The sequence below is a fragment of the Streptomyces sp. NPDC058665 genome, assembly GCF_042714995.1.
Taxonomy (GTDB): domain Bacteria; phylum Actinomycetota; class Actinomycetes; order Streptomycetales; family Streptomycetaceae; genus Streptomyces.
The window spans coordinates 19,090-41,040 of record NZ_JBHXRX010000054.1 but is presented as its reverse complement, the minus strand read 5'-3'; the positions used below and the strand labels follow the sequence as shown (position 1 = coordinate 41,040).

Genomic DNA, 21,951 nt, shown 5'->3' with positions numbered 1-21,951 from the left:
AACTTTCGAGACAACGAAGGATGTTGACCATGAATCTCCGTAAAGCAAGCGCTGCTGCCGCCGCCGTACTGGCCCTTTCCCTGACCGCGACCGCCTGCGGTTCCGACGACAGCGACTCGTCGAGTGAGGGCGAGGGTGGTGGCAAGAAGATCACCGTCGGTATCAAGTTCGACCAGCCCGGTATCGGTCTGAAGACGCCGGACGGCTCCTACACCGGCTTCGATGTCGACGTCGCGACGTACGTGGCGAAGGAACTCGGTTACGCCGAGAAGGACATCACGTGGAAGGAAACCCCGAGCGCCGACCGTGAGACCGCCCTTGAGCGCGGCGACGTCGACTTCATCGCGGCTTCCTACTCGATCACCGACGAGCGCAAGGCGAAGGTCGACTTCGCCGGGCCGTATCTCCTGGCCCACCAGGACCTGTTGATCCGCGCCGACGACAACATCGCCAAGGGCGCGGACCTGAACGGCAAGAAGCTCTGTTCCGTCGCCGGCTCCACCTCGGCGCAGAACGTGAGTGACGAGCTGGCTCCCAAGGCGCAGCTCAAGGAGTACGGCACGTACTCGGAGTGCATCGACGCGCTCGCCAGCGGCGCCGTCGACGCGCTGACCACGGACGACTCGATCCTCGCCGGTTATGCCTCGCAGGACCAGAACAAGGGCAAGTTCAAGCTCGCGGGTCTCAGCCTGAGCAACGAGAACTACGGCATCGGTGTCAAGAAGGGCGACACCAAGATGGTCGACGACATCAACGCCGCCCTCGAGAAGATGGTCACCGACAAGGCCTGGGACAAGGCCGTGACGGACAACTTCGGTCCGGCCGAGTACAAGAACGAGCCCGCCCCGAAGATCGGCAACATCGTCAGCTGAATCGGCACGGCCGTCAGCTCGTACGGCGCAGATGTGGCGCGCCGCCCCCTGAGGGTGGCGCGCCATGCCATCAACAAACGCGAGAGCGCGGGAGATCGTGTTCGACTTTCTTGAAGGTTACGACCTGCTCGGGGCGTTCTGGGTAACGGTGCAGCTCGCCGTCCTCTCCGGAATCGGCTCCCTCATCCTGGGCACCGTACTTGCCGCGATGCGGGTGAGCCCGGTTCCGTTGATGCGCGGATTCGGCACGGTGTACGTCAACGTCGTCCGGAATATTCCGCTCACCGTCATCATCGTCTTCTCCTCCCTCGGTCTCGCCGACACCTTCGGCATCACGCTGGGGGCGGCGGACGACTTCGACGCGCTGAGTTTCCGGCTGGCCGTTCTCGGACTAACCGTCTATACGGCCGCGTTCGTCTGTGAGGCGATCCGGTCCGGCATCAACACGGTGCCCGTCGGGCAGGCGGAGGCCGCGCGGGCCATCGGGCTGAACTTCACCCAGGTCCTGTCGCTCATAGTCCTTCCCCAGGCGTTCCGCTCCGTCATCGGGCCCCTTACGAACGTGCTGATCGCCCTGACGAAGAACACGACCGTGGCCGCGGCCATCGGCGTGGCCGAAGCGGCCCTCCTGATGAAGGAGATGATCGAGAACGAGTCGCAACTCATCCTCATCTCGGCGATCTTCGCCTTCGGGTTCGTGGTCCTGACCCTGCCGACCGGTCTCATCCTCGGCTGGGTCGCCAAGCGAGTGGCGGTGAAGCGATGACTTCCGTTCTGTACGACGCGCCGGGTCCCGGCGCCAAGCGGCGCAACATCGTCTACACGACGCTGTTCCTGGTGGTCCTCGCCCTCGGCGTGTGGTGGATCTACTCCGCCATGGACGACAAGGGGCAGCTGGAGTGGGCGAAGTGGCGCCCCTTCACCGAGTCCCAGGCATGGACGACATATCTGCTGCCGGGTCTCGTCAACACCGTCAAGGCCGCGGCGCTCGCTCTGGTCATCGCGCTGCCGCTCGGAGCCCTCTTCGGTATAGCGCGGCTCTCGGACCACCGGTGGGTCAGGGTTCCGGCCGGTGTGGTCGTCGAGTTCTTCCGCGCGATCCCCGTGCTGATCCTCATGGTGTTCGCGAACCAGTTCTACGCGACGTCCACCGACATCAGTACGGAGATGCGTCCGCTGTACGCGGTCGTCACCGGCCTCGTGCTGTACAACGCGTCCGTGCTGGCGGAGGTCGTCCGCGCGGGCATCCTGTCGCTGCCCAGGGGGCAGACGGAGGCCGCCAAGGCGATCGGTCTGCGCAAGGGCCAGACGATGCGGAGCATCCTGCTGCCGCAGTCGGTGACCGCGATGCTGCCCGCGCTCGTGAGCCAGCTCGTCGTGATCGTGAAGGACACCGCGCTCGGCGGCGCGCTGCTCAGCTTCACCGAGCTGCTCAACGCCCGGAAGACGCTCGCCGCGAACTACTCGAACGTCATCCCGAGTTTCATCGTCGTCGCGGTGATCTTCATCGTGCTGAACCTCCTGCTCACGACGTTCGCGTCCTGGCTGGAGAAGCGGCTGCGCCGGGCCAAGAGGAGCACCGGTGCGGTGCTGACCGGCGAGGCGATGCAGGACCTGACCGCCACGGGTACGCCGGAAAGCCTCGCGGACGTCCGCAAGACGGACGGCGGGGGCGGCGGGGGTGCCGCGGTTCCGTAGCCTTCGAAGGCCCCGGGAACGGGGCTGACGGTCCCGGAAACGGGGCCTGTGGACTGGGCGGAGGCAGCGGCGCGCGGCGTCGCTGCCTCCGTCACTTGACGCAAGCACCCGCAGTAGGTTGCATACGTTCTGTGATCGCTCTCCGGGTTCCAACCGCCAATCGCCACCTGACCGTACGGGCCGGAGGGGTCGCGCCGTGGACCCGGTGATCGTCGTCGGCGCGGGCCCCGTGGGGCTCGCGCTCTCGCTGTGCCTCGCCACCCAGGGCGTTCCCGTCGTCGTGCTGGACGAGGGGGCGGGCAAAGACGATCCGCGGCCGGCCCGTACGGCGGTGCTGCGGCCCGACACGGCCGCTCTGATGGCACGGCTGGGCTGCTCCACGCTCCGTGACGAAGGTGCCTGGTGGGTCGGTTGGCGCCAGTTGCGGCGCAAGCAGCAGATGCGGCAGCTGCCGCTCGGTGATCCGGACGAGATGGGTGGCGCGAGCGGGGCCGGTGGTGCGGGGGCCGGTCCGGGCGGCTCCGGTGCGGGCACCGTCGGTGACGGGGAACGCGCCGAGGCGGTCTTCCCCTCACCGTTACACCTCCCGCAGCACGCCCTCACGCGCGGTCTCAGGGACGCCGTGACGCGCCACGAGCACGTACGGATGGTGACGAACAGCCGGCTCGACTCGCTGGAGCAGGACGCACGGGGCGTCACGGTGCACACGCGCGGTCCCGGGGCGACCTGGTGGCGGGGAAGCCATGTGGTGGGGTGCGACGGCGCCAGGTCGACCGTCCGCAAGCTGCTGGGTGTGCGTTTCCCGGGCCGTACGGCGGTGGAGCGGCACGCGGTCGCCTCGCTCCGTGTCGAACTGCCCTGGCCCGGCGAGGCCGTGCTGCACCGTCAGCCGCCGTGGCGGGGCGGCGGCCAGGAGGTGTCCGCCAGGCCGCTCGCCGACGGTGTGTGGCGGCTGGACTGGCTGCTGCCGGCCCGGGGCGAGCTGGTCACGCCGGAGGCACTGGTGACGCGGGTACGGGACACCCTGGCCGGGTGGTCCGGCGAGACGCCGCCGTACGACCTGCTCGACACCGGCGTGTACACGCTGCACCACCGGCTCGCGCGGCGCTGGCGCGTCGGGAGGGCCTTCCTCGCGGGTGACGCCGCGCATCTGCTGGGCGCGCTGGGCACGCAGGGCCTCGACGAGGGGCTGCGGGACGCCGAGAACCTGGGCTGGAAGCTGGCGCACGCCTGGCACCACGGGGCGTCGGAGACGCTGCTGGACAGCTACCAGGCGGAACGCAGGACCGCGGTCGCCGCCCGCCTGCGCGCGGCGGACCAGTCGCTGACGATACTTCGCGGCGGCGGAGGGCTGCGTACGTATCTGGGCAGCTCGCGCGGCCATGACGCCCTGCTCGCCGACGGGCACCTGGGGCACGGGCCGCTGGGCGCGCCCCCCGCGTACCCGCACTCCCCCCTCGCGCCTCCGTACACCGAGGCGCACACGACGGTCGACACCCGGACGGGGGCGCCCGTCGACGACGTGCTCGTGACGGCGCCCGACGGCATGACGGTGCGGCTGCGGGACAGGCTCGGCAGGGGCAGCATGCTGGTGGTGCTGGTCGCGCCGGGGACGGGCGTGTGGGACCGGCGGCACTGGCTGACCGCGGGCGTGATGCCGCGGCTCGCCGAGGCCGTGTCGGCGCTGCCGGCACCGGCCGAGCTGCTGGTCACCGAGAGCTATCCGGGGGCGTCCGCGCACTCGGTGCTGCTCGTACGGCCCGACGGGCATCTGGTCGCGGCCTTCGGCGGCGTACGTCCCGACGAGCTGTACGCGGCGGCGGACGCCGCACGTGGGGGTGGACCCGAGCCCTCGCCGGCGAAGGACCGCTCCGGGCGTACCGACCGTACCGCGAACATCAATTGACCGTCGGAGTGATCACATGGTGTACTCCGGAACGTGACTGACACCGATGTGCGCCTGTGGCGGAGGGTCCATATGGACCTGGTCCGCTACGCGGGCTGCGTGTGTCGTCCGTCCTGCTGAATTCGCCCCCCTCTCGTAGCGCTCGTCGTGTCGGTACATGACGGCGCCTCTCAGCGAACTTCCAGGACGGTCCTCATGTCTCCCTCTCTCGACACCCCCGCGTCCGCTGGCCCGGCGTCAACCGCCGCCGCTCCCGGGGCTGTTGCTTCCCCCGCTCCGGCGCCCACGGACTCGGCCGCTCCCACGCAGGCCGAACTGCTGGCCTTCGTCCGGCGTACGGCGGCCGACGCCGAGCTTGTCTCCACCCTCCCCCTCGACCCCGAGGGCCGTACCTGGATCCGTCTGGACGGCCCCGCCGGCAGCGAGGCGTGGATCATCGGCTGGCCGCCCGGCACGGGGACCGGCTGGCACGACCACGGTGGCTCGTACGGCGCCTTCGCCACGGCGGGAGGAGCGCTCCAGGAGGACTCACTGGCCGCCCGGCTGCCGACGGAGGGCTGGAAGACGCTGGAGCTGGCCGAAGGGGTCGACCGGGCGCGGAAGTTGGCGAAGGGCGACGCCAGGGCGTTCGGCAGTCACCATGTGCACGAGGTGCGCAACGAGTCGGACTCGGTGCACGCCGTTTCGGTGCACGCCTACTATCCGCCGCTGCCGCTGATGCGCCGCTACAGCCGCACCGGCGCTGTACTCCGGCTTGAGCAGGTCGAGCGTCCGCAGGAGTGGCAGTGAGCGGCGGGCCGGGCGAGCGCCCGGCGCCGGTGGGGATCGACGAACTGCTCGACCGCGTCCGCGAGGGACTCGACCGGGTCGAACCGCGCGAAGCCTTCGCCGCCGCCGAGGACGGTGCGCTGCTGGTCGACATACGGTACGCGGAGCTGCGGGAACGCGACGGGCTGATCCCCGGTGCGCTGGTCGTGGAACGCAACGAGCTGGAATGGCGCCTCGACCCGCAGGGCAGCCACCGGGCGGCGCAGTCCACGAGCCACGATCTGCGCGTCGTGGTGATCTGCAACGAGGGCTACGCGTCCAGTCTCGCGGCGGTCTCACTGCGCCAGTTGGGACTGCACCGCGCGACGGACCTCGTCGGCGGCTTCCAGGCGTGGAAGGCCGAAGGCCTCCCGGTCTCGCGCTGAGCCGGTCGGCCGGCACCGAGCGCGGCCGTTCCCGGGCCGGGCTTCTTTCCTCGTCCGTTCGGCCACCCCGTGCTCCCGCGGGCCTCAGTAGACGCTCTCCTCGTCCAGTCCCTCCGTGTCCTCGCCCTCCGCCTCCAGTGCCTGCTTGACCACCCGCATGGCCAGGCCCTGCGGGTATCCCTTGCGGGCCAGCATGCCCGCGAGCCTGCGTACCCTCCTGTCCCGCTCCATACCGCGGGTGGAGCGGAGTCTGCGGGCGACCAGCTCCCGTGCGGTCGCCTCCTCCTGATCGGAGTCGAGCTGCCCCACCGCCTCGTCGATCAGATCGGAGTCCACCCCCTTGGTGCGCAGTTCACGCGCCAGGGCGCGCCGGGCCAGGCCCCGGCCGTGGTGCCGGGACTCCACCCACGCGTCGGCGAACGCCGCGTCGTTGATCAGTCCCACGTCCTCGAAGCGGGAGAGGACCTCCGCCGCGACATCCGTGGGGATGTCGCGCTTCTCCAGCGCGTCCGCCAACTGCTTGCGGGTGCGAGGGGTCCCGGTGAGCAGGCGTAGACAGATCCCCCGCGCCCGCTCCGCCGGATCCTGGGGCGGCAGCTCCTTCTCGGCCCTCGACGAGTCGGGGCTGCCGCCCGGCTGTTCAGTTCGCCGCCTCTTCGCGTAAGGCACGACGCCGAACTAGCTCTTTGCCGCCGCCGCCTTGGCCGACTTGGCCTTGGTGGCGGGAGCGGGCACCGTCTTGGCCGGGGCGCCTGCTGGGGCTCCGGCGGCGGCTGAGCCACCGGCCGCGTCCGCTCCGGGCTCGGCCCCGGGCTCCTCCGGCTTGACGCCGACACCCAGCTTCTCCAGGATCTTCTTCTCGATCTCGTCGGCGAGATCGGGGTTGTCCTTGAGGAAGTTGCGGGCGTTCTCCTTGCCCTGGCCCAGCTGGTCGCCCTCGTACGTGTACCAGGCGCCGGCCTTGCGGACGAAGCCCTCCTCCACGCCCATGTCGATCAGACCGCCCTCGCGGCTGATCCCCTGGCCGTAGAGGATGTCGAACTCGGCCTGCTTGAAGGGCGGCGCGACCTTGTTCTTGACGACCTTGACGCGGGTGCGGTTGCCGACGGCGTCGGTGCCGTCCTTCAGCGTCTCGATACGACGGATGTCGAGCCGCACCGAGGCGTAGAACTTGAGCGCCCGGCCACCGGTCGTGGTCTCCGGCGAGCCGAACATCACGCCGATCTTCTCGCGGAGCTGGTTGATGAAGATGGCCGTGGTCTTGGACTGGTTGAGCGCACTGGTGATCTTCCGGAGCGCCTGGCTCATCAGCCGCGCCTGAAGACCCACGTGCGAGTCGCCCATCTCGCCCTCGATCTCCGCGCGCGGCACCAGGGCCGCGACGGAGTCGATGACGATGAGATCGAGCGCCCCGGAGCGGACCAGCATGTCCACGATCTCCAGGGCCTGTTCACCGTTGTCCGGCTGGGACAGCAGCAGACTGTCGATATCGACGCCGAGCTTCTTCGCGTACTCCGGGTCGAGGGCGTGCTCCGCGTCCACGAAGGCCACCGTGCCGCCCGCCCGCTGGGCGTTCGCCACCGCGTGCAGCGTCAGTGTCGTCTTGCCGGAGGACTCCGGCCCGTACACCTCCACCACGCGGCCACGCGGGATGCCGCCGACTCCGAGCGCGACGTCGAGTGCGGTCGACCCGGTGGGGATGACCTCGATGGGCTCGTTCGGCCGCTCGCCGAGGCGCATCACCGCGCCCTTGCCGAATTGCCGTTCAATTTGGGCGAGAGCGGCGTCCAGCGCCTTCTCGCGGTCGGATCCTGCCATGGGTTCCACCCGATTTGCTTGTGTCGATCGCTTCACATCGAAGACGCTATCCCCTGCCACTGACAATGGGCCTCGACGTCCTCCCGGCCTGTGGATAACTCCCGTCTCCCGGAACCCCGGCCAACCGGCCGCACCCCCATAAGAACGCCTGTTCGATTTTGGTGTCAAGCACCTCTCGCGGGCGTGTCGCGGAGCGGCGGGGGCGGGGTACGGCCGGGGCAGGGTCCGGGCCGCACGGGTCGGGGTGGGGCCAGGGCCGGACGGGGCGCGTGGCTACTCGCGCGTCCCCGCGACCTCGACCGGTCTCGTGCGCAGCGCACAGGGCCGGACGGGGCGCGTGGCTACTCGCGCGTCCCCGCGACCTCGACCGGTCTCGTGCGCAGCGCCGCCAGTGCCGGCAGGACGGCGGCCACCACCGCCAGTACGGCGCTTGCCGCCACCATCGCGCCCAGGCTCCCCCAGGGCACGGCCAGGGGCGACCGGACGGAGAGCAGCGCGAGGGCGCCTCGCAGCCCGAGGAGATTCAGGCCGGCCACGGCGGCGCCGAGGAGCGAGCCCACGGCCACGACCACCAGGGCCTCGGCCGTGACGAGGCGGAGCACCTGCGGCTTGGTCGCACCGGTGAGCCGGAGCACCGCGAGGTCCCCCACCCGGTCGGAGGTCGCCATGACCAGGGTGTTCACCAGCGCGATCCCGGTGTAGAGCAGGGCGATCCCGAGAATCAGCAGCATCCCCAGCCGGGTGCTCTCGCTGGAGCGGGGGTGGCTCCGCTCCAGCCACGCGTTCTTCGTGAGGACGGTCGTCCCCGTCGCCCGGCCCGCCTCGCGCAGCGCGGCGTCAACAGCCGCGGCGTCCGCGCCGTCCCGCAGCTTGATGTCGACGCGATCGACCGTGGCACCGGGGGCGTTGCGCGGGGTGACGTACACACCGTTGTCGCCGGTGCCGGTCCGGAGCACCGCCACGATCCGCAGGGTCGCCTCGCTGCCGTCGCCCAGCCAGACCCTCACTCGCTGCCCGACCGTCCGTTGCCGCCACTCCTCGTTGACGACGATGCCGCCGTCGTCGAGATCGGCCACCCGGCCGGACGCCACGGGCAGCCGGGACACCGCCGCGAGATCCGCCGGGTCCACGGCTCTGGCCTCGGACGTCACGAGGGCCACGTCCTCTTCGAGGGCGGTCACGGCGGTGGAGCGGGATGCGCTCACAGCCGTGCCGGGAATGCTCCGCGCGCGTGTCACGAACGCGGCAGGCAGCGCGCCGTCCTCGCCCGGCACCGCCACCACGTAGTCCGCGCTCGTCTGCGCCGCGGCCTCGGTGGCCTTGGCCCCGTTGATCGTCGCGGTCGTACCCAGGAGGGAGGCGGCGAGCGCGACGGTGATCAGGACGGGAGCGGCGACGGCCGCCGTACGGCGCACCCCGGTGGCCGCGTTCGCCCGCGCCAGCAGACCGGTGGCACCCGGCAGCCGGGCGGGCAGCCAGGTGACGAGCCTGACCAGCGGCGGCACGAGCACGGGCGCGTACAGGGCGAAGCCGACGATCAGCAGCATCGGCCGGGTGATGTAGGTCTTCCTCTTGAGGGCCTCGCCGGGATCGGTGGCCAGCGACCATACGAGCAGTCCCAGGCCGGCCAGCAGGACGAGGGCTCCGAGCAGCCGGCGGCTCGGGGGCATCGCTCGGCTGTCGACCGCCGCCTCACGCAGCGCCTCTGTGGGCTTGATCCGCCCCGCCCGCCAGGAGGACGTCAGGACGCCGGCCATCGCCACGCACAGGCCCGTCCAGAAGGCCGTGTGCAGCGGCCAGGTCTGGTCGCCGATCGCGAACCAGGACGGTGCGACGCCGTTCTCGACCAGCCACGCGGCGATCCGCGGTGCGCCGAGGACGCCGAGCAGGCAACCGGTGGCCGAGGCCGGTACGGCGACGAGGACCGCCTCGGCGAACACCGTCCGCCGTATCTGCCGTGGAGTGGCGCCCGCCGTACGGAGCAGACCGAACTCGCGTCTGCGCTGGGCCACGGCGAAGGCGAAGGTCGACGCCACGACGAAGACCGAGACGAAGCAGGTGATGCCCGCCGCCGTGCCCAGCAGCGCGTTGACCGCGACCAGGGCCTCGCTGTCACGGTCCGGGTCGGGATCGGCCCTGCGCCGTTCGTCGCCGGTCAGGACCTCGAACCCGGATCGGGCGTCGGCGGCGTCGTTGGCCTGGGCGTTGTCGGCGGTCGCCCGTACGGCCTTCCGTACGGCCGTCGCGTCCGCCTGCACCACCAACGCGGAGATACGGGGCGAGAGTTGGGCGGCCTCGGCATCGGTGAAGAACACGGCGTTCTCGAAGTCCGTCGCGCCCACGGTGCCGACGACAGTGCGGTCGCCGGGCCCGCCCGGGGTCACGACCCGCACGCGGTCGCCGACCTCCACGCCGCCGGCCCGCCCCTGCGCACGGGGCGCCACGGCGACGACGATCTCGTCGGATGTCGCGGGCGCGCGACCGTCCGTGAGCCGGTACGGCGTCGCCGCCGCGACCGACCACGGGTGCCCCACCGCACCGTCTCCGTCACCCGCCCCGTCCGCCCCGTCAGTGGCACTTCCTCCCGAGGATGCGTCGGCGAACGACACCGGGAACGTCCGGTCCTCGACGGTGCGGCCGAGCCGCGCGAGTTCGGCGGCCAGGCCGTCCGGCACCGCGCGGGGTTCGGCGAGCCGCCGCGTACGTTCGCCGATCGGCGTGGAGACCCGCAGGGTGTCGGACGCCCTGACGACCACCGGGGCCGCGGCGAAGCGCTCCGGCCCCCGGTGCGGGGCCTCGAACGTGGCCGCCAGCGCGAGCCCGGTGGCGGCGATGAGCCCCACACCGAGGGCAAGGGCGACGAACGACCCGGTGAAGGTGACCCACCGGGCCCGCATGCCCTGGAGCGTCAGCCTCAGCACGGGGCCACCGCCAGGGCGGTCATCCGCTCGGCGACCCGGTCCGCGGTCGGTGAGTCGAGAGCGCCCCGTACGCGGCCGTCGGCCAGGAAAAGGACCCGGTCCGCGTACGACGCCGCCGTCGGGTCGTGCGTCACCATGATCACTGTCTGGCCCCCGTCGACCATGCCGCGCAGCAGGGTCAGAACCTCCCGGCCGGTCCTGGAGTCCAGCGCCCCCGTCGGCTCGTCCCCGAAGAGCACGTCGGGGCGGGTGACGAGCGCCCTGGCGAGCGCCACCCGCTGCTGCTGGCCGCCGGAGAGCTCGCTCGGCCGGTGCCCCGCGCGGTCACGCAGCCCCACCCGCTCCAGCACGTCGAGAACGGCGCCCCGTTTCGGTCGCCGGCCGGCCAGGCGCAGCGGGAGTGCGACGTTCTGTTCGGCGGTGAGCGAGGGAAGCAGGTTGAACGCCTGGAAGACGAAGCCGATGCGTTCACGCCGCAGCAGGGTCAGCTTGTTCTCACTGAGCGAGGTCAGGTCGCGGTCCCCGAGCATCACGGTCCCGCTGGTGGGCCGGTCCAGTCCGGCCGTGCACTGGAGCAGGGTGGACTTGCCCGAGCCGGAGGGCCCCATGACGGCGGTGAAGGTGCCCTTGGGTATGTCGAGGGTGACCCGGTCGAGCGCGGTCACCGCCGCCGTGCCCTTCCCGTAGGACCGGGTGACGGAACTGAGCCGGACCGCCACGTCCTCCGTGAGAAGGCCGTCCGGGGCGTGGTCGTGGGCGGCGATGCTGGTCATGTCGTTCATGGCCCTCACTCAAGCCGCGCCGGGCGCCGCGCACATCACAGCAGGACGCCATGCCGATGGTGGGGCTGCGTACGGGGCGAATGGTGGAGTTAGCTGGGTGGTCGCCCCGTGCGCAGCCCGCCTACCGTGCGTCCATGCACTCCCCCAGCCTCTGGCAGGCGCTCCGGACGCCCCGTTACCTCCGCGGCAGGTGGCCGTGGCGCTCCGCGGCGTATCTGCTGAGCGGCGTTCTCGTCGGCTTCGCGACCCTGGTCTCACTGCTCCTGCTGGCGGTCACGGGCGGCACGCTGGCGGTGGTCGTCATCGGCCTGCCGCTGCTGTTGATGTTCGTCCTCGCGGGCATCCCGCTGGCCGCGCTAGAGCGTCGCCGGCTGCGGCTGATCGACCCCGCCGTACTGTCCGATCCGCACCGCGAGCCGGACGGCACCGGTCTCGCCGCCTGGGTACGGGTCCGTCTCAAGGAGCCTGCCACGTGGCGGGAGTTGGGCTACGCGCTGCTCTTCGCGTTCGTGCTGTGGCCGCTGGAGGCACTGGTCGTCGGGACGGTGCTCGTCGTCTGCGGCGGCCTGTTGGTCACGCCCGTCGTCATGGCCACGGTCGGTGGGGGCGAGGAGGTCCGCGTACTGAAGATCTGGCTGGCCCACTCGTACCCGCAGGCGTTCACGGCGGCGCTGGCCAGCGCGCTCCTGCTGCCCGTCCTCGCCTACCCGCTGGGGGTGGTGGCCGCCGGGCGTGCGGCGCTGACCAGACACTTGCTGTCGTCCCGTGAGGCGGCAGTCGATTCGCGTATCGAGGAGCTGGGCCGTTCCCGGATGCGGCTGGTGGACGCCTTCGAGGCGGAACGCCGACGGATCGAGCGTGATCTCCACGACGGCGCGCAACAGCGCCTGGTGGCCCTGTCGATGACGCTCGGACTCGCGAGGCTGGAGAACCCCGGTGAGCCGCTGGAGGGCCTCCTGGCGAAAGCACACGACGAGGCGGGCACCGCCCTGGTGGAGATCAGGGAGCTGATCCGGGGCATCCACCCGCAGGTGCTCACCGACCGGGGGCTGAAGGACGCCGTCGAGGACGTCGCCGACCGGTCGACGGTGCCGGTCGACGTGCGGTTCGAGCTGCCGGGCCGGCTGCCCGAACCCGTCGAGACGGCGGCGTACTTCGCGGTCTCCGAGGCGCTCGCGAACGTCGCCAAGCACAGCGGGGCCGAGGGCGCGCGGGTGCGTGGCGAGATCACCGGCGGCGAACTCGTCGTGGAGGTGAGGGACGACGGGGCGGGCGGCGCGGACTTCTCCGGCGGCACCGGCCTCCAGGGGGTCGCGGACCGTATCTCGGTGCTCGACGGCCAGCTGCTGGTCTCCAGCCCCGCCGGCGGACCCACAGTGTTCCGCGTACGGATCCCCTGCCGGCCCACCGGCACCGCCACGAGCGCCGAACGGGCCGTCCCCGCCGGCATTCCCGCCGCTCCCGCCGCCGCTCCCACCCGGACGAGGACCTGATGTCGCGCATCGTGCTGGCCGAGGACAGCGTGCTCCTGCGGGACGGACTCAGGGGCCTCCTCGAACGCTTCGGGCACACGGTCGTCGCCGAGGCCGGGACCGCCGGCGAACTGACCGACGCGGTGGCGGAGCACCGGCCCGACATCGTGGTGACGGACGTACGTATGCCGCCGGGGTTCTCCGACGAAGGGCTGCGGGCCGCGCTGGAGTTGCGTGAGCGGCAGCCGGAACTGCCCATCCTGGTACTGAGCCAGTACGTGCAGCGCGCGTACGCCGAGGAGCTGCTCGACTCCTCGGACGGCACCAGTGTCGGCTATCTGCTCAAGGAGCGGATCGGGCACGTCGAGGAGTTCGTCGACGCCGTCCGCCGCGTCGCCGAGGGAGCCACGGTCGTGGACCCCGAGGTCGTACGGCAGTTGCTCAGGCACCGGCGCGATCCTCTGTCGAGGCTGACGCCGCGCGAGCAGGAAGTACTGGCGCTGATGGCGGAGGGCAGGTCCAACGCCGCCATCGGCGCGGCGCTGCACGTCAGCGAGGGAACGGTGAGCAAGCACTTCGGCAGCATCCTCACCAAACTCGACCTCTCACTGACCGACGCGACGAACCGACGCGTCCTTGCCGTGCTCGCCTACCTGCGCGGCTGAGTCCTGCCGCGTACATCCTCTCCGGAGCCGCGTACGTCCTCTTCAGAAGGTCAGGAGCCGTCGTCCGCGCGGGGCGGCGGCACACGCGGGCTGCCGCGACGCAGCGGACCGCGCCGCAGCGCGCCACCTCGCAGCGCTCGGCGCATCCGCGCCCGCGCGCGCCCGCTGCCACGGCGCCGGTGCCCGTGCACGCGCGGATCGTCCGTAACGTCGTACCGCTTCACGTACGCCCCGAGGAAGGCCTGCAGCGTCGCCACCGCGGGGATGGCGATCAGCGCGCCGACGGCGCCGAGCAGCGCCGTACCGGCGACGACGGAGCCGAAGGCCACGGCGGGGTGGATGTCGACGGTCCTGGCGGTGAGTTTGGGCTGGAGGACGTAGTTCTCGAACTGCTGGTAGATCACGACGAATCCGAGCACCCACAGCGCGTACCACGGGGCCACCGTGAAGGCGATCAGCATCGGCAGGGCGCCGGCCAGATAGGTGCCGATGGTCGGCAGGAACTGCGAGACGAGGCCCACCCACACCGCGAGCACCGGCGCGTACGGGATCCCGAGGATCTCCAGGAGGATGTAGTGAGCGACGCCGGAGATGAGGGCCATCAGCCCGCGCGAGTAGATGTAGCCGCCGGTCTTGTCGACCGCGATCTCCCAGGCGCGCAGCACCTCGGCCTGCTTGGCCGGGGGCAGGACGGAGCACACGGTGCGGCGCAGCCGCGGCCCGTCGGCGGCGAAGTAGAACGAGAACAGGAAGATCGTCAGGAGCCGGAAGAGACCGCCGAGCACGGTGGTCGAGATGTCGAGCACACCGCTCGCGCTGTTCTGGACGTATCTCTGGAGCCAGTCGGAGTGGAGCAGGCTGTCCTGGACGGCCACGCGCGACAGCTCGGTGCGGAAGTTCTCGTTGATCCAGTTGATGAGCGAGTCGAGGTAGTTGGGGAAGTCCTCGACGATCTCGATGATCTGCCCCGCGAGCATCGAGCCGAGCAGTACGACGAAGCCGACGCTCGCGATCAGCACCGCGAAGAAGACGAGGAAGGTGGCGAGTCCGCGCCGCAGACCGTGCGATGCCATCCGGCTGACGGCCGGCTCGACGGCCAGGGCCAGGAAGAAGGCGATCAGGATGTTGATCAGCAGCGAGAGGAGCTGCTGGAAGGCCCATGTGCCCACTTGGAAGCAGGCGACGAGCACCAGCGCGAGCACCATGGCACGAGGCAGCCAGCGGGGCATACGGGCCGCCCCGTCGGTGCTCCCCGCCGCGGGAGGAGGCGGCGGTGGAGATGACGGCTGGGGGTCCTGGGCTGTTTCGTCGGTCAGCGGCACAGGGCCAGTGTCCCGTACGCGTACATCACCGTTTGTCGGCGGGCACTCCCATGGCGGCGCAGACCGCTCTCCAGACGTCCTTGGCCTCCCAGCCCGCGTCGAGGGCCTCGTGCACCGTACGGCCGCCCAGCTCGGCCATCACATGGTCGCGGGCGAAGGAGTCCGCGTACGCGGGGCCGAAGTGGTCCGCCATCCGTTCCCAGAAAATCGTCAGCCGCATGGGTCCAGTATCCCGCTCCCGGGAGTGCGGCCGGGGCCGCCAGCCCCGGAGCCACCCGTCACAGACAGCCCGCGCGTGTCAGCCGCCGAGAGCGCGTACGCCCGCGGTCACCGCGACCGCCGCCGCGATGACGACCAGGAACGGGGCGCGCAGCACCAGCGCGAGCCCCGCCGCGGCGAGACCGGCCACCCTGGCGTCGACGACCAGCGCGCCGTCGACGCCGCCGAAGGCCTGCTGCGCCGTGAGAGCAGCCAGCAGCGCGACGGGCAGGAGTGCGGACAGCCGCTGGACGAGGGGGCGTTCCAGGACGCCCGCCGGTACGAGCAGCCCGAGCAGTTTGACGAGGTAGCAGCCGACCGCGGTCAGTCCGATGGCGAGCCAGATACTCAACGGTCCGTCTCCTTGCGGTCGGTGGCCCCGCGGCCCTCGAACCAGAGCACTGCGGGGGCGGCGAGCGCGGCGACGAGCACCGGTACCCCGGCGGGGAGCAGCGGCAGGAAGCCGAGCCCGAGGACGACGGCGACAGCCGCGACGGCGCGCTCCGTCGTCGTCCGCAGCATGGGGGCGAGCAGGGCCAGGAAGACGGCGGGCCCGGCCGCGTCGAGCCCCCACGCGCCGGTGTCGCCGATGGCCTCGGCGCCGAGCGCCCCGAGCAGCGTGGTGAGGTTCCACAGCACGTAGAGGGTGAGCCCGGTGACGGTGAAGCCGATGCGCGCGCCGCGCCGTGTGGGCTGTGCGAGCGCGACGGCCGTCGTCTCGTCGATCACCCACTGGGCGGCGAAGGGGCGTACGAAGCGTGGCAGCGCCAGCAGTTGGGACAGGCGCAGACCGTAGAACGTGTTGCGTACGCCGAGGAAGAAGGCACCGGCAGCGGCGGTGAGGGGATTGCCGCCCGCCGCCAGCGCGCCGACGAGTGCGAACTGAGAAGCGCCGGTGAAGACCAGCAGGCTGAGCGCGCAGCTCTGTAGGAGGCTGAGGCCCGCCCCGGCGGAGGTCACGCCGAAGGCGAAGCCGGAGAGGCCGACGGCGATGCCGACCCCGAGGGCATCGCGTACGACGGCCGAATCCGGCTGCGGCTCACCGCCGGGCCCGGCTTCCCGGCCGGCCTCCAGGCCCGCACCGGCTGCTGTCGCCGCGCGTTCCGGCCCCGCCGCCGATGATGTCTGCTCTGCCACGTCTTCTGCCACGTCACGGACGCTACGGGGCGGGCTCGGGCCCCGTCTTGTACGTTCTTGCGCGCCCCGCGCCCCGCGCCAGCAGTCGGCCCGGCCCGTGGTGGCCCTCGTAACGTCCGCACGCTTCCTGCCGTACTCAGGTGCCGCCCTGTGCCCGCTCCTTGCGGTACGCGCCGGGCGGCACCCCCACGATCCGGGTGAAATGCCGGTTCAGGTGCGGCTGGTCGGTGAAACCGACGAGGCCGGCCACCTCGGCGGGGGCCGTCCCGGCGTCCAGCAGATGGCGGGCCCTGCGCACGCGCGCGTCGGTGAGCCAGGTGTGCGGAGGCATGCCGTACGTGTCCTTGAAGGCCCGCAGCAGGGCGAAGGGGCTGGTGCCCAGTTCGGCCGCGAGCCGCTCCAGCGACGGCGGGTCGGCCAGCCGCCGCTCCAGTACGGCACGCGCGCGTGCCGCCGTCCTTGCGCCGGCACCCCGAGCCGTACGTTGCGGCAGCGCGCCCCCGTTCAGCCGCAGGAGGCGGGTGACGGCGACCCGCAGCAGCGTGTCGGCGGCGAGGGCGTTCCCCTCGTCGGCGGCGCGCAGGACCTGGTGGACGAGGCGGACGGCGTACGGGTCGTCCACGACGGGGGCGACGAAGCCCGGCGTACCGCTGATCCGCGTCGTCTCGGCCGCGATCTCCGCGACGAGGTCGGGGGAGGGGTAGACGGCCCCGTACCGCCAGCCTTCGGGCCCCTGCGCGTGGCCGGTGTGCGGGGTGTCCGGGTTGACCAGTGCGAGCGAGCCGGGGCCCGCGTACTGGTCGCTGCCGCCGTGGTGGAACACCTCCACGCCGTCGGTGATCGCGGCGATGACGAACGTCTCGTGGGTGTGCCTGATGAAGGTCTTGCTGATGTACCGGGCCCGCAGGAGGTCGACGCCGGGCAGCTCGGGGTAGCGCCAGTGCCGTGCCTGCTCCCGAGCCGCCATGGCTCCAGTCTGCACGGGTCGCGCCGAGCCCCGCCTCCCCGGCCCACCAGCCGGTCCTTCGCCACTTCGCCGCCACTTCGACTCGTCCGTTTCCGCAGGTCCGGGCGATTGTCAGTGGCGGGGTGCACGATGGGGAGATGTCCGGCAGTGCACTCGACTCGTTCTCCCCCGCGACCCGCAGCTGGTTCTCCGGGGCCTTCTCCGCGCCCACCACTGCGCAGGAGGGGGCCTGGGGTGCCATCGCCCAGGGCTCGGACGTGCTGGTCGTGGCCCCGACCGGCTCCGGCAAGACTCTGGCCGCCTTTCTCGCCGCCCTGGACCGGCTGGCCTCCGTGCCCCCGCCCGCCGAGGCGAGGAAGCGCTGCCGGGTGTTGTACGTGTCCCCGCTCAAGGCTCTGGCGGTGGACGTGGAGCGCAATCTGCGCAGCCCGCTCACGGGCATCCGGCAGGAGTCTGTGCGCCTCGGACAGCCCGAGCCGGAGATCCGGGTCGGCATCCGTTCCGGCGACACCCCGGCCGCCGAGCGCCGCTCGATGTCGACCAAACCGCCGGACATCCTGATCACCACCCCCGAGTCCCTCTTCCTGATGCTCACGTCGTCCGCGCGCGACGCGCTGGCCGGGGTCGAGACGGTGATCCTGGACGAGGTGCACGCCGTCGCGGGGACGAAGCGCGGCGCCCATCTCGCCGTCTCCCTGGAACGGCTCGACGAGCTGCTGCCGCGCCCGGCCCGCCGTATCGGCCTGTCGGCCACGGTGCGTCCGGTGGACGAGGTCGCTCGTTATCTCTCCCCCCAGCGCAGGGTCGAGATCGTGCAGCCTCCCTCCGGGAAGGAGTTCGATCTGTCCGTCGTCGTCCCCGTCGAGGACCTGGGCGAGCTGGGAGGCTCCCCGGCGGCCGGCACCGGGAGCGAGACCGGCGGCGACAAGCCGTCGATCTGGCCGCACGTCGAGGAGCGGATCGCCGATCTCGTCCAGGCGCACCGGTCGACGATCGTCTTCGCCAACTCCCGCCGCCTCGCCGAGCGCCTATGCAACAGGCTCAACGAGATCGCGTACGAACGGGCCACGGGCGAGGCCATGCCCGAGGCCCACTCCCCCGCCGAGATCATGGCCGAGTCGGGCGCCGCCAAGGGCGCCCCGCCCCTCCTGGCCCGCGCCCACCACGGTTCGGTCTCCAAGGAGCAGCGCGCCCGGGTCGAGGAGGACCTCAAGGCGGGCCGTCTGCCCGCCGTCGTGGCCACGTCCAGCCTGGAGCTGGGCATCGACATGGGCGCGGTGGATCTCGTCATCCAGGTCGAGTCGCCCCCGTCCGTGGCCTCCGGCCTCCAGCGCGTGGGCCGGGCAGGCCACCAGGTGGGCGCGGTCTCCACAGGGGTCGTCTTCCCCAAGTACCGGGGCGATCTGGTGCAGGCCGCCGTCGTCACCGAACGGATGCGCTCCGGCTCCATCGAGGCCCTGCGGATTCCCGCCAACCCCCTGGACGTCCTCGCCCAGCAGCTCGTGGCGACGGTCGCGCTCGACACCTGGCAGGCGGACGACCTGCTCGCCCTGGTCCGCCGCGCGGCGCCGTTCGCCTCGCTTCCCGAGTCCGCGTTCACCGCCGTCCTCGACATGCTCGCGGGCCGCTATCCATCGGACGCGTTCGCCGAGCTGCGCCCCCGTGTGGTGTGGGACCGCGTGACGGGTACGGTCACGGGCCGCCCCGGCGCGCAGCGTCTCGCCGTCACCTCGGGCGGCACGATTCCCGACCGCGGCCTGTTCGGAGTGTTCCTCGCCGGGTCCTCCGGTGCCGGCGACGGCTCCGGCAACGGCAACGGCCGCAGGGGCGGCGGCCGGGTGGGCGAGCTCGACGAGGAGATGGTGTACGAGTCGCGGGTCGGCGACGTCTTCACGCTCGGCACGACCTCGTGGCGTATCGAGGACATCACCCGCGACCAGGTGCTCGTCTCCCCCGCCCCCGGAGTGCCCGGCCGCCTCCCCTTCTGGAAAGGCGACCAGCTGGGCCGCCCGCTCGAACTGGGCCGCGCGGTGGGTGCGTTCCTGCGCGAGGTGGGCGCGCTGTCCCCGGAGGACGGCAGGCTGCGGCTGGTGGCCGCCGGGCTCGACGCCTGGGCGGCGAACAACGTCCTGGCGTATCTGGACGAACAGCGCCGCGCCTGCGGTCATGTCCCCGACGACCGGACGATCCTCGTGGAGAGGTTCAGGGACGACCTGGGCGACTGGCGGGTCGTCATCCACTCCCCGTTCGGTGCCCAGGTGCACGCACCGTGGGCGCTGGCTCTCGGCGCCCGGCTCTCCGAGCGGTACGGCATGGACGCCCAGGTCATGCACGCCGACGACGGCATAGTGCTCCGGCTGCCCGACGCCGATCTGATGAGCCTGGACCTCCTCGACCAGGACCCGATGTCGCTCGACACGACGTACGACAGCGAGCAGGCACCGGTCGGCGCCGGTGATGTCGCCTTCGACCGAGGCGAGATCGGACAGATCGTCACCGACCAGGTGGGCGGCTCCGCGCTGTTCGCCGCCCGCTTCCGTGAATGCGCGGCGCGCGCCCTGCTGCTGCCCCGGCGCAGTCCCGGCAAGCGCACACCGCTGTGGCAGCAGCGCCAGCGAGCCTCCCAACTGCTCCAGGTGGCCAGCGAGTTCGGCTCCTTCCCCATCGTCCTGGAGGCCGTCAGGGAGTGCCTCCAGGACGTCTTCGACGTGCCCGGTCTCACCGAGCTGATGGGCGACATCGAATCCCGCCGGGTCCGGCTGGTCGAGGTCACGACCGCCGAGCCGTCCCCGTTCGCCCGCTCGCTCCTCTTCGGGTATGTCGCACAGTTCCTTTACGAGGGCGACTCCCCGCTCGCCGAGCGCCGCGCCGCCGCGCTCTCCCTCGACTCGCGGCTCCTGGCCGAGCTGCTCGGCCAGGCGGAGCTGCGCGAGCTGCTGGACGCCGACGTCCTGGAGGAGCTGGAGCGTGAGCTCCAGTGGCTCACCGACGACAGGCGTATCAAGGACGTGGAGGGCGTGGCCGACCTGCTGCGGGTCCTCGGGCCGCTCACCGACGCCGAGTTGGCGGAGCGCGGGTCCGAGCCCCGGTGGCCGGCCGATCTCGCCGCGTCCCGCCGCGCCATCCGGGTCCGGATCGGCGGCGCCGAGTACTGGGCGGCGATCGAGGACGCGGGCCGGCTGCGTGACGCGCTGGGCACCGCCCTGCCCGTCGGTGTCCCCGAGGCGTTCACCGAGCCCGTCAAAGACCCACTCGGCGATCTCCTGGCACGTTACGGACGCACGCACGGCCCGTTCACCTCCTCCGCGGCGGCCGAGCGCTTCGGTCTCGGTCCGGCCGTCACCGAAGGCGCGCTGCAACGTCTCGCCGCGAGCGGCCGTGTCGTCCAGGGCGAGTTCCATCCCTCCGGGATCGGCCAGGAGTGGTGCGACGCCACGGTCCTTCGCCGGCTGCGCCGCAGGTCGCTCGCCGCACTGCGCCACGAGCTGGAGCCCGTACCGCCCGCCGCGCTCGCCACGTTCCTGCCCCAGTGGCAGCATCTGGGCAACCACAGCCTGCGCGGCATCGACGGACTGGCACGCGCGATCGAGCAGTTGCAGGGCGCGCCCATCCCGGCGTCCGCCCTGGAGAAGCTGGCCCTCCCCTCCCGGGTCACGGGGTACGCACCGACCCTCCTGGACGAACTGACCACCACCGGCGAGGTCCTCTGGGCCGGCGCGGGCGCCCTGCCCGGCAAGGACGGCTGGATCTCGCTCTATCTGGCCGACTCCGCACCGCTGTTGCTCCCGCCACCGCATCCCCTGGAGCTGACGGCACTGCACGAATCGGTGCTCACCACCCTCTCCGGCGGGTACGGCCTGTTCTTCCGCCAGATCGCCGACCAGGTCCGGGCCACCACCCACCCGGATGCCACCGATCCCCAACTGGCCGACGCCGTCTGGGATCTGGCCTGGTCGGGGCGGCTGACCAACGACACCCTGGCGCCGCTGCGCTCCCTCCTCGGCTCGGGGCGTACGGCGGGCTCGACCGCCCACCGCGCCAAACGGGCCGTCCCACGCGGGCGTTACGGCACCCTCACCGCCGCAGCCCGGCCCGTCTCCCGTACGGGACCGCCGACCGTGAGCGGGCGATGGTCCCTGCTCCCGGCCGCCGACCCGGACACCACGCGCAGGGCGCACGCCCTGGCCCGTACCCTCCTCGACCGGCACGGAGTGGTGACCCGCGGCGCCATCGCCTCGGAAGGGATCGAGGGCGGCTTCTCGGCCGTCTACCGGGTGCTGTCGGCCTTCGAGGACAGCGGGCAGGCGCGTCGCGGTTATGTCGTCGAGGGCCTGGGCGCGGCCCAGTTCGCCGTGGACGGCGCGGTGGACCGCCTCCGCGCGGCCTCCACCGCCCGCGACCGCGCGGCGTCCGCCCCCTCGCCGCGCGCCGTGGTCATGGCCGCCGCCGACCCCGCCAACGCCTACGGAGCGGCACTGCCCTGGCCGGACCCGCCGACGGGCGCCGGCCACAAACCGGGTCGCAAAGCGGGCTCCCTGGTCGTCCTGGTCGACGGCGTGCTGACGCTCTACATGGAACGCGGCGGCAAGACCCTCCTCGCCTGGCCCGGCGACCCGGCGGCCCAGTCCGACCCGGCGCATCCGGACACGGCCGACGACGCGCAGCTGATCGCGGCGGCCGAGGCCCTGGCGTCGGCCGCCCGCGCGGGCGCGCTCGGTACGGTCACGGTGGAGCGGGCCAACGGAGAGCAGGCGCTGACCTCACCCGTGGGCCGCGTCCTGGAGTCGGCGGGCTTCCATGCCACCCCGAGGGGGTTGCGCCTGCGAGCCTGACCCCAGCGCTGCGAGCCTGAGCCGGCGCCCGCCCGCGCCCCCCAGGGCCCGCGAATGCACCCCGTCGCCGTACATCTCCGCACGCCACACCCCGTACGCCGACCGTGA

Annotated in this window: 19 protein-coding genes; 10 read left to right on the top strand and 9 right to left on the bottom strand. The window is 72.0% G+C overall.

The window, feature by feature from the left end; genetic code table 11:
• Positions 1–29 precede the first annotated feature (29 nt).
• From ACFWV8_RS28785 to ACFWV8_RS28755, 7 genes are all read left to right on the top strand, one after another.
• Positions 30–872 carry a glutamate ABC transporter substrate-binding protein gene (locus tag ACFWV8_RS28785; protein WP_384210049.1) on the top strand — a complete coding sequence of 281 codons (843 nt, stop codon included), beginning with the start codon at positions 30–32 and terminating at the stop codon, positions 870–872.
• Positions 873–969: 97 nt separating this feature from the next.
• Complete coding sequence (locus tag ACFWV8_RS28780; RefSeq protein WP_384210125.1) at positions 970–1,638, top strand: amino acid ABC transporter permease; 669 nt, start codon at positions 970–972, stop codon at positions 1,636–1,638.
• Entirely contained in the window at positions 1,635–2,570 is a 936-nt protein-coding gene (locus ACFWV8_RS28775; RefSeq protein ID WP_384210046.1) for an amino acid ABC transporter permease, read from the top strand. Before ACFWV8_RS28780 ends, ACFWV8_RS28775 begins: the two co-directional genes overlap by 4 nt.
• Positions 2,571–2,766: 196 nt before the next feature.
• Positions 2,767–4,476 carry an FAD-dependent monooxygenase gene (locus tag ACFWV8_RS28770; RefSeq protein WP_384210043.1) on the top strand — a complete coding sequence of 570 codons (1,710 nt, stop codon included), beginning with the start codon at positions 2,767–2,769 and terminating at the stop codon, positions 4,474–4,476.
• A gap of 33 nt (positions 4,477–4,509) precedes the next feature.
• Entirely contained in the window at positions 4,510–4,596 is an 87-nt protein-coding gene (locus tag ACFWV8_RS28765) for a putative leader peptide (protein WP_311605579.1), read from the top strand.
• Between the two features lie 75 nt (positions 4,597–4,671).
• Positions 4,672–5,265 carry a cysteine dioxygenase gene (locus ACFWV8_RS28760; RefSeq protein WP_384210040.1) on the top strand — a complete coding sequence of 198 codons (594 nt, stop codon included), beginning with the start codon at positions 4,672–4,674 and terminating at the stop codon, positions 5,263–5,265.
• A complete protein-coding gene (locus ACFWV8_RS28755) occupies positions 5,262–5,669 on the top strand; it encodes a rhodanese-like domain-containing protein (RefSeq protein WP_384210035.1) in 408 nt (135 codons plus the stop codon). The genes ACFWV8_RS28760 and ACFWV8_RS28755 overlap by 4 nt, the downstream gene beginning before the upstream one ends.
• An 84-nt stretch (positions 5,670–5,753) precedes the next feature.
• Here the strand turns inward: ACFWV8_RS28755 and recX are convergent, their stop codons facing one another.
• From recX to ACFWV8_RS28735, 4 genes are all read right to left on the bottom strand, one after another.
• Positions 5,754–6,338, bottom strand: coding sequence for a recombination regulator RecX (gene recX, locus ACFWV8_RS28750; RefSeq protein ID WP_384210030.1), 585 nt, complete (start codon positions 6,336–6,338; stop codon positions 5,754–5,756).
• A 9-nt stretch (positions 6,339–6,347) separates the two neighbouring features.
• On the bottom strand, positions 6,348–7,487 hold the full coding sequence (gene recA / locus ACFWV8_RS28745) for a recombinase RecA (protein WP_329380726.1): 1,140 nt from the start codon (positions 7,485–7,487) through the stop codon (positions 6,348–6,350).
• Positions 7,488–7,828: 341 nt separating this feature from the next.
• Positions 7,829–10,408, bottom strand: a complete 2,580-nt coding sequence (locus ACFWV8_RS28740) for an ABC transporter permease (RefSeq protein WP_384210023.1) — start codon at positions 10,406–10,408, stop codon at positions 7,829–7,831.
• Positions 10,402–11,181: an ABC transporter ATP-binding protein gene (locus ACFWV8_RS28735; RefSeq protein WP_384210119.1), complete on the bottom strand. Its 780-nt coding sequence runs from the start codon at positions 11,179–11,181 to the stop codon at positions 10,402–10,404. The genes ACFWV8_RS28740 and ACFWV8_RS28735 overlap by 7 nt, the downstream gene beginning before the upstream one ends.
• Before the next feature lie 143 nt (positions 11,182–11,324).
• On the opposite strand from ACFWV8_RS28735, the gene ACFWV8_RS28730 reads away from it, so the two are divergent.
• Positions 11,325–12,683 carry a sensor histidine kinase gene (locus tag ACFWV8_RS28730; RefSeq protein WP_384210018.1) on the top strand — a complete coding sequence of 453 codons (1,359 nt, stop codon included), beginning with the start codon at positions 11,325–11,327 and terminating at the stop codon, positions 12,681–12,683.
• The gene (locus ACFWV8_RS28725; RefSeq protein ID WP_384210010.1) at positions 12,683–13,327 is read left to right on the top strand and encodes a response regulator; all 645 of its coding nucleotides are present in this window, start codon (positions 12,683–12,685) and stop codon (positions 13,325–13,327) included. Before ACFWV8_RS28730 ends, ACFWV8_RS28725 begins: the two co-directional genes overlap by 1 nt.
• Positions 13,328–13,377: 50 nt before the next feature.
• On the opposite strand, the gene ACFWV8_RS28720 is transcribed toward ACFWV8_RS28725, so the two are convergent.
• The 5 genes from ACFWV8_RS28720 to ACFWV8_RS28700 all read right to left on the bottom strand — a co-directional run bounded on the left by ACFWV8_RS28720 (position 13,378) and on the right by ACFWV8_RS28700 (position 17,011).
• The gene (locus tag ACFWV8_RS28720; protein WP_384210113.1) at positions 13,378–14,556 is read right to left on the bottom strand and encodes an AI-2E family transporter; all 1,179 of its coding nucleotides are present in this window, start codon (positions 14,554–14,556) and stop codon (positions 13,378–13,380) included.
• 118 nt (positions 14,557–14,674) lie between these two features.
• Entirely contained in the window at positions 14,675–14,869 is a 195-nt protein-coding gene (locus ACFWV8_RS28715) for a DUF3046 domain-containing protein (RefSeq protein WP_242572591.1), read from the bottom strand.
• A 78-nt stretch (positions 14,870–14,947) separates the two neighbouring features.
• A complete protein-coding gene (locus tag ACFWV8_RS28710; RefSeq protein ID WP_384210002.1) occupies positions 14,948–15,259 on the bottom strand; it encodes an AzlD domain-containing protein in 312 nt (103 codons plus the stop codon).
• On the bottom strand, positions 15,256–15,981 hold the full coding sequence (locus tag ACFWV8_RS28705) for an AzlC family ABC transporter permease (RefSeq protein WP_384210105.1): 726 nt from the start codon (positions 15,979–15,981) through the stop codon (positions 15,256–15,258). The genes ACFWV8_RS28710 and ACFWV8_RS28705 overlap by 4 nt, the downstream gene beginning before the upstream one ends.
• Positions 15,982–16,180: 199 nt before the next feature.
• Complete coding sequence (locus tag ACFWV8_RS28700) at positions 16,181–17,011, bottom strand: AraC family transcriptional regulator (RefSeq protein WP_384209995.1); 831 nt, start codon at positions 17,009–17,011, stop codon at positions 16,181–16,183.
• A 137-nt stretch (positions 17,012–17,148) separates the two neighbouring features.
• Here ACFWV8_RS28700 and ACFWV8_RS28695 point away from each other — a divergent pair, with 137 nt between their 5' ends.
• Positions 17,149–21,843: an ATP-dependent helicase gene (locus tag ACFWV8_RS28695; RefSeq protein ID WP_384209989.1), complete on the top strand. Its 4,695-nt coding sequence runs from the start codon at positions 17,149–17,151 to the stop codon at positions 21,841–21,843.
• Positions 21,844–21,951: the final 108 nt, after the last annotated feature.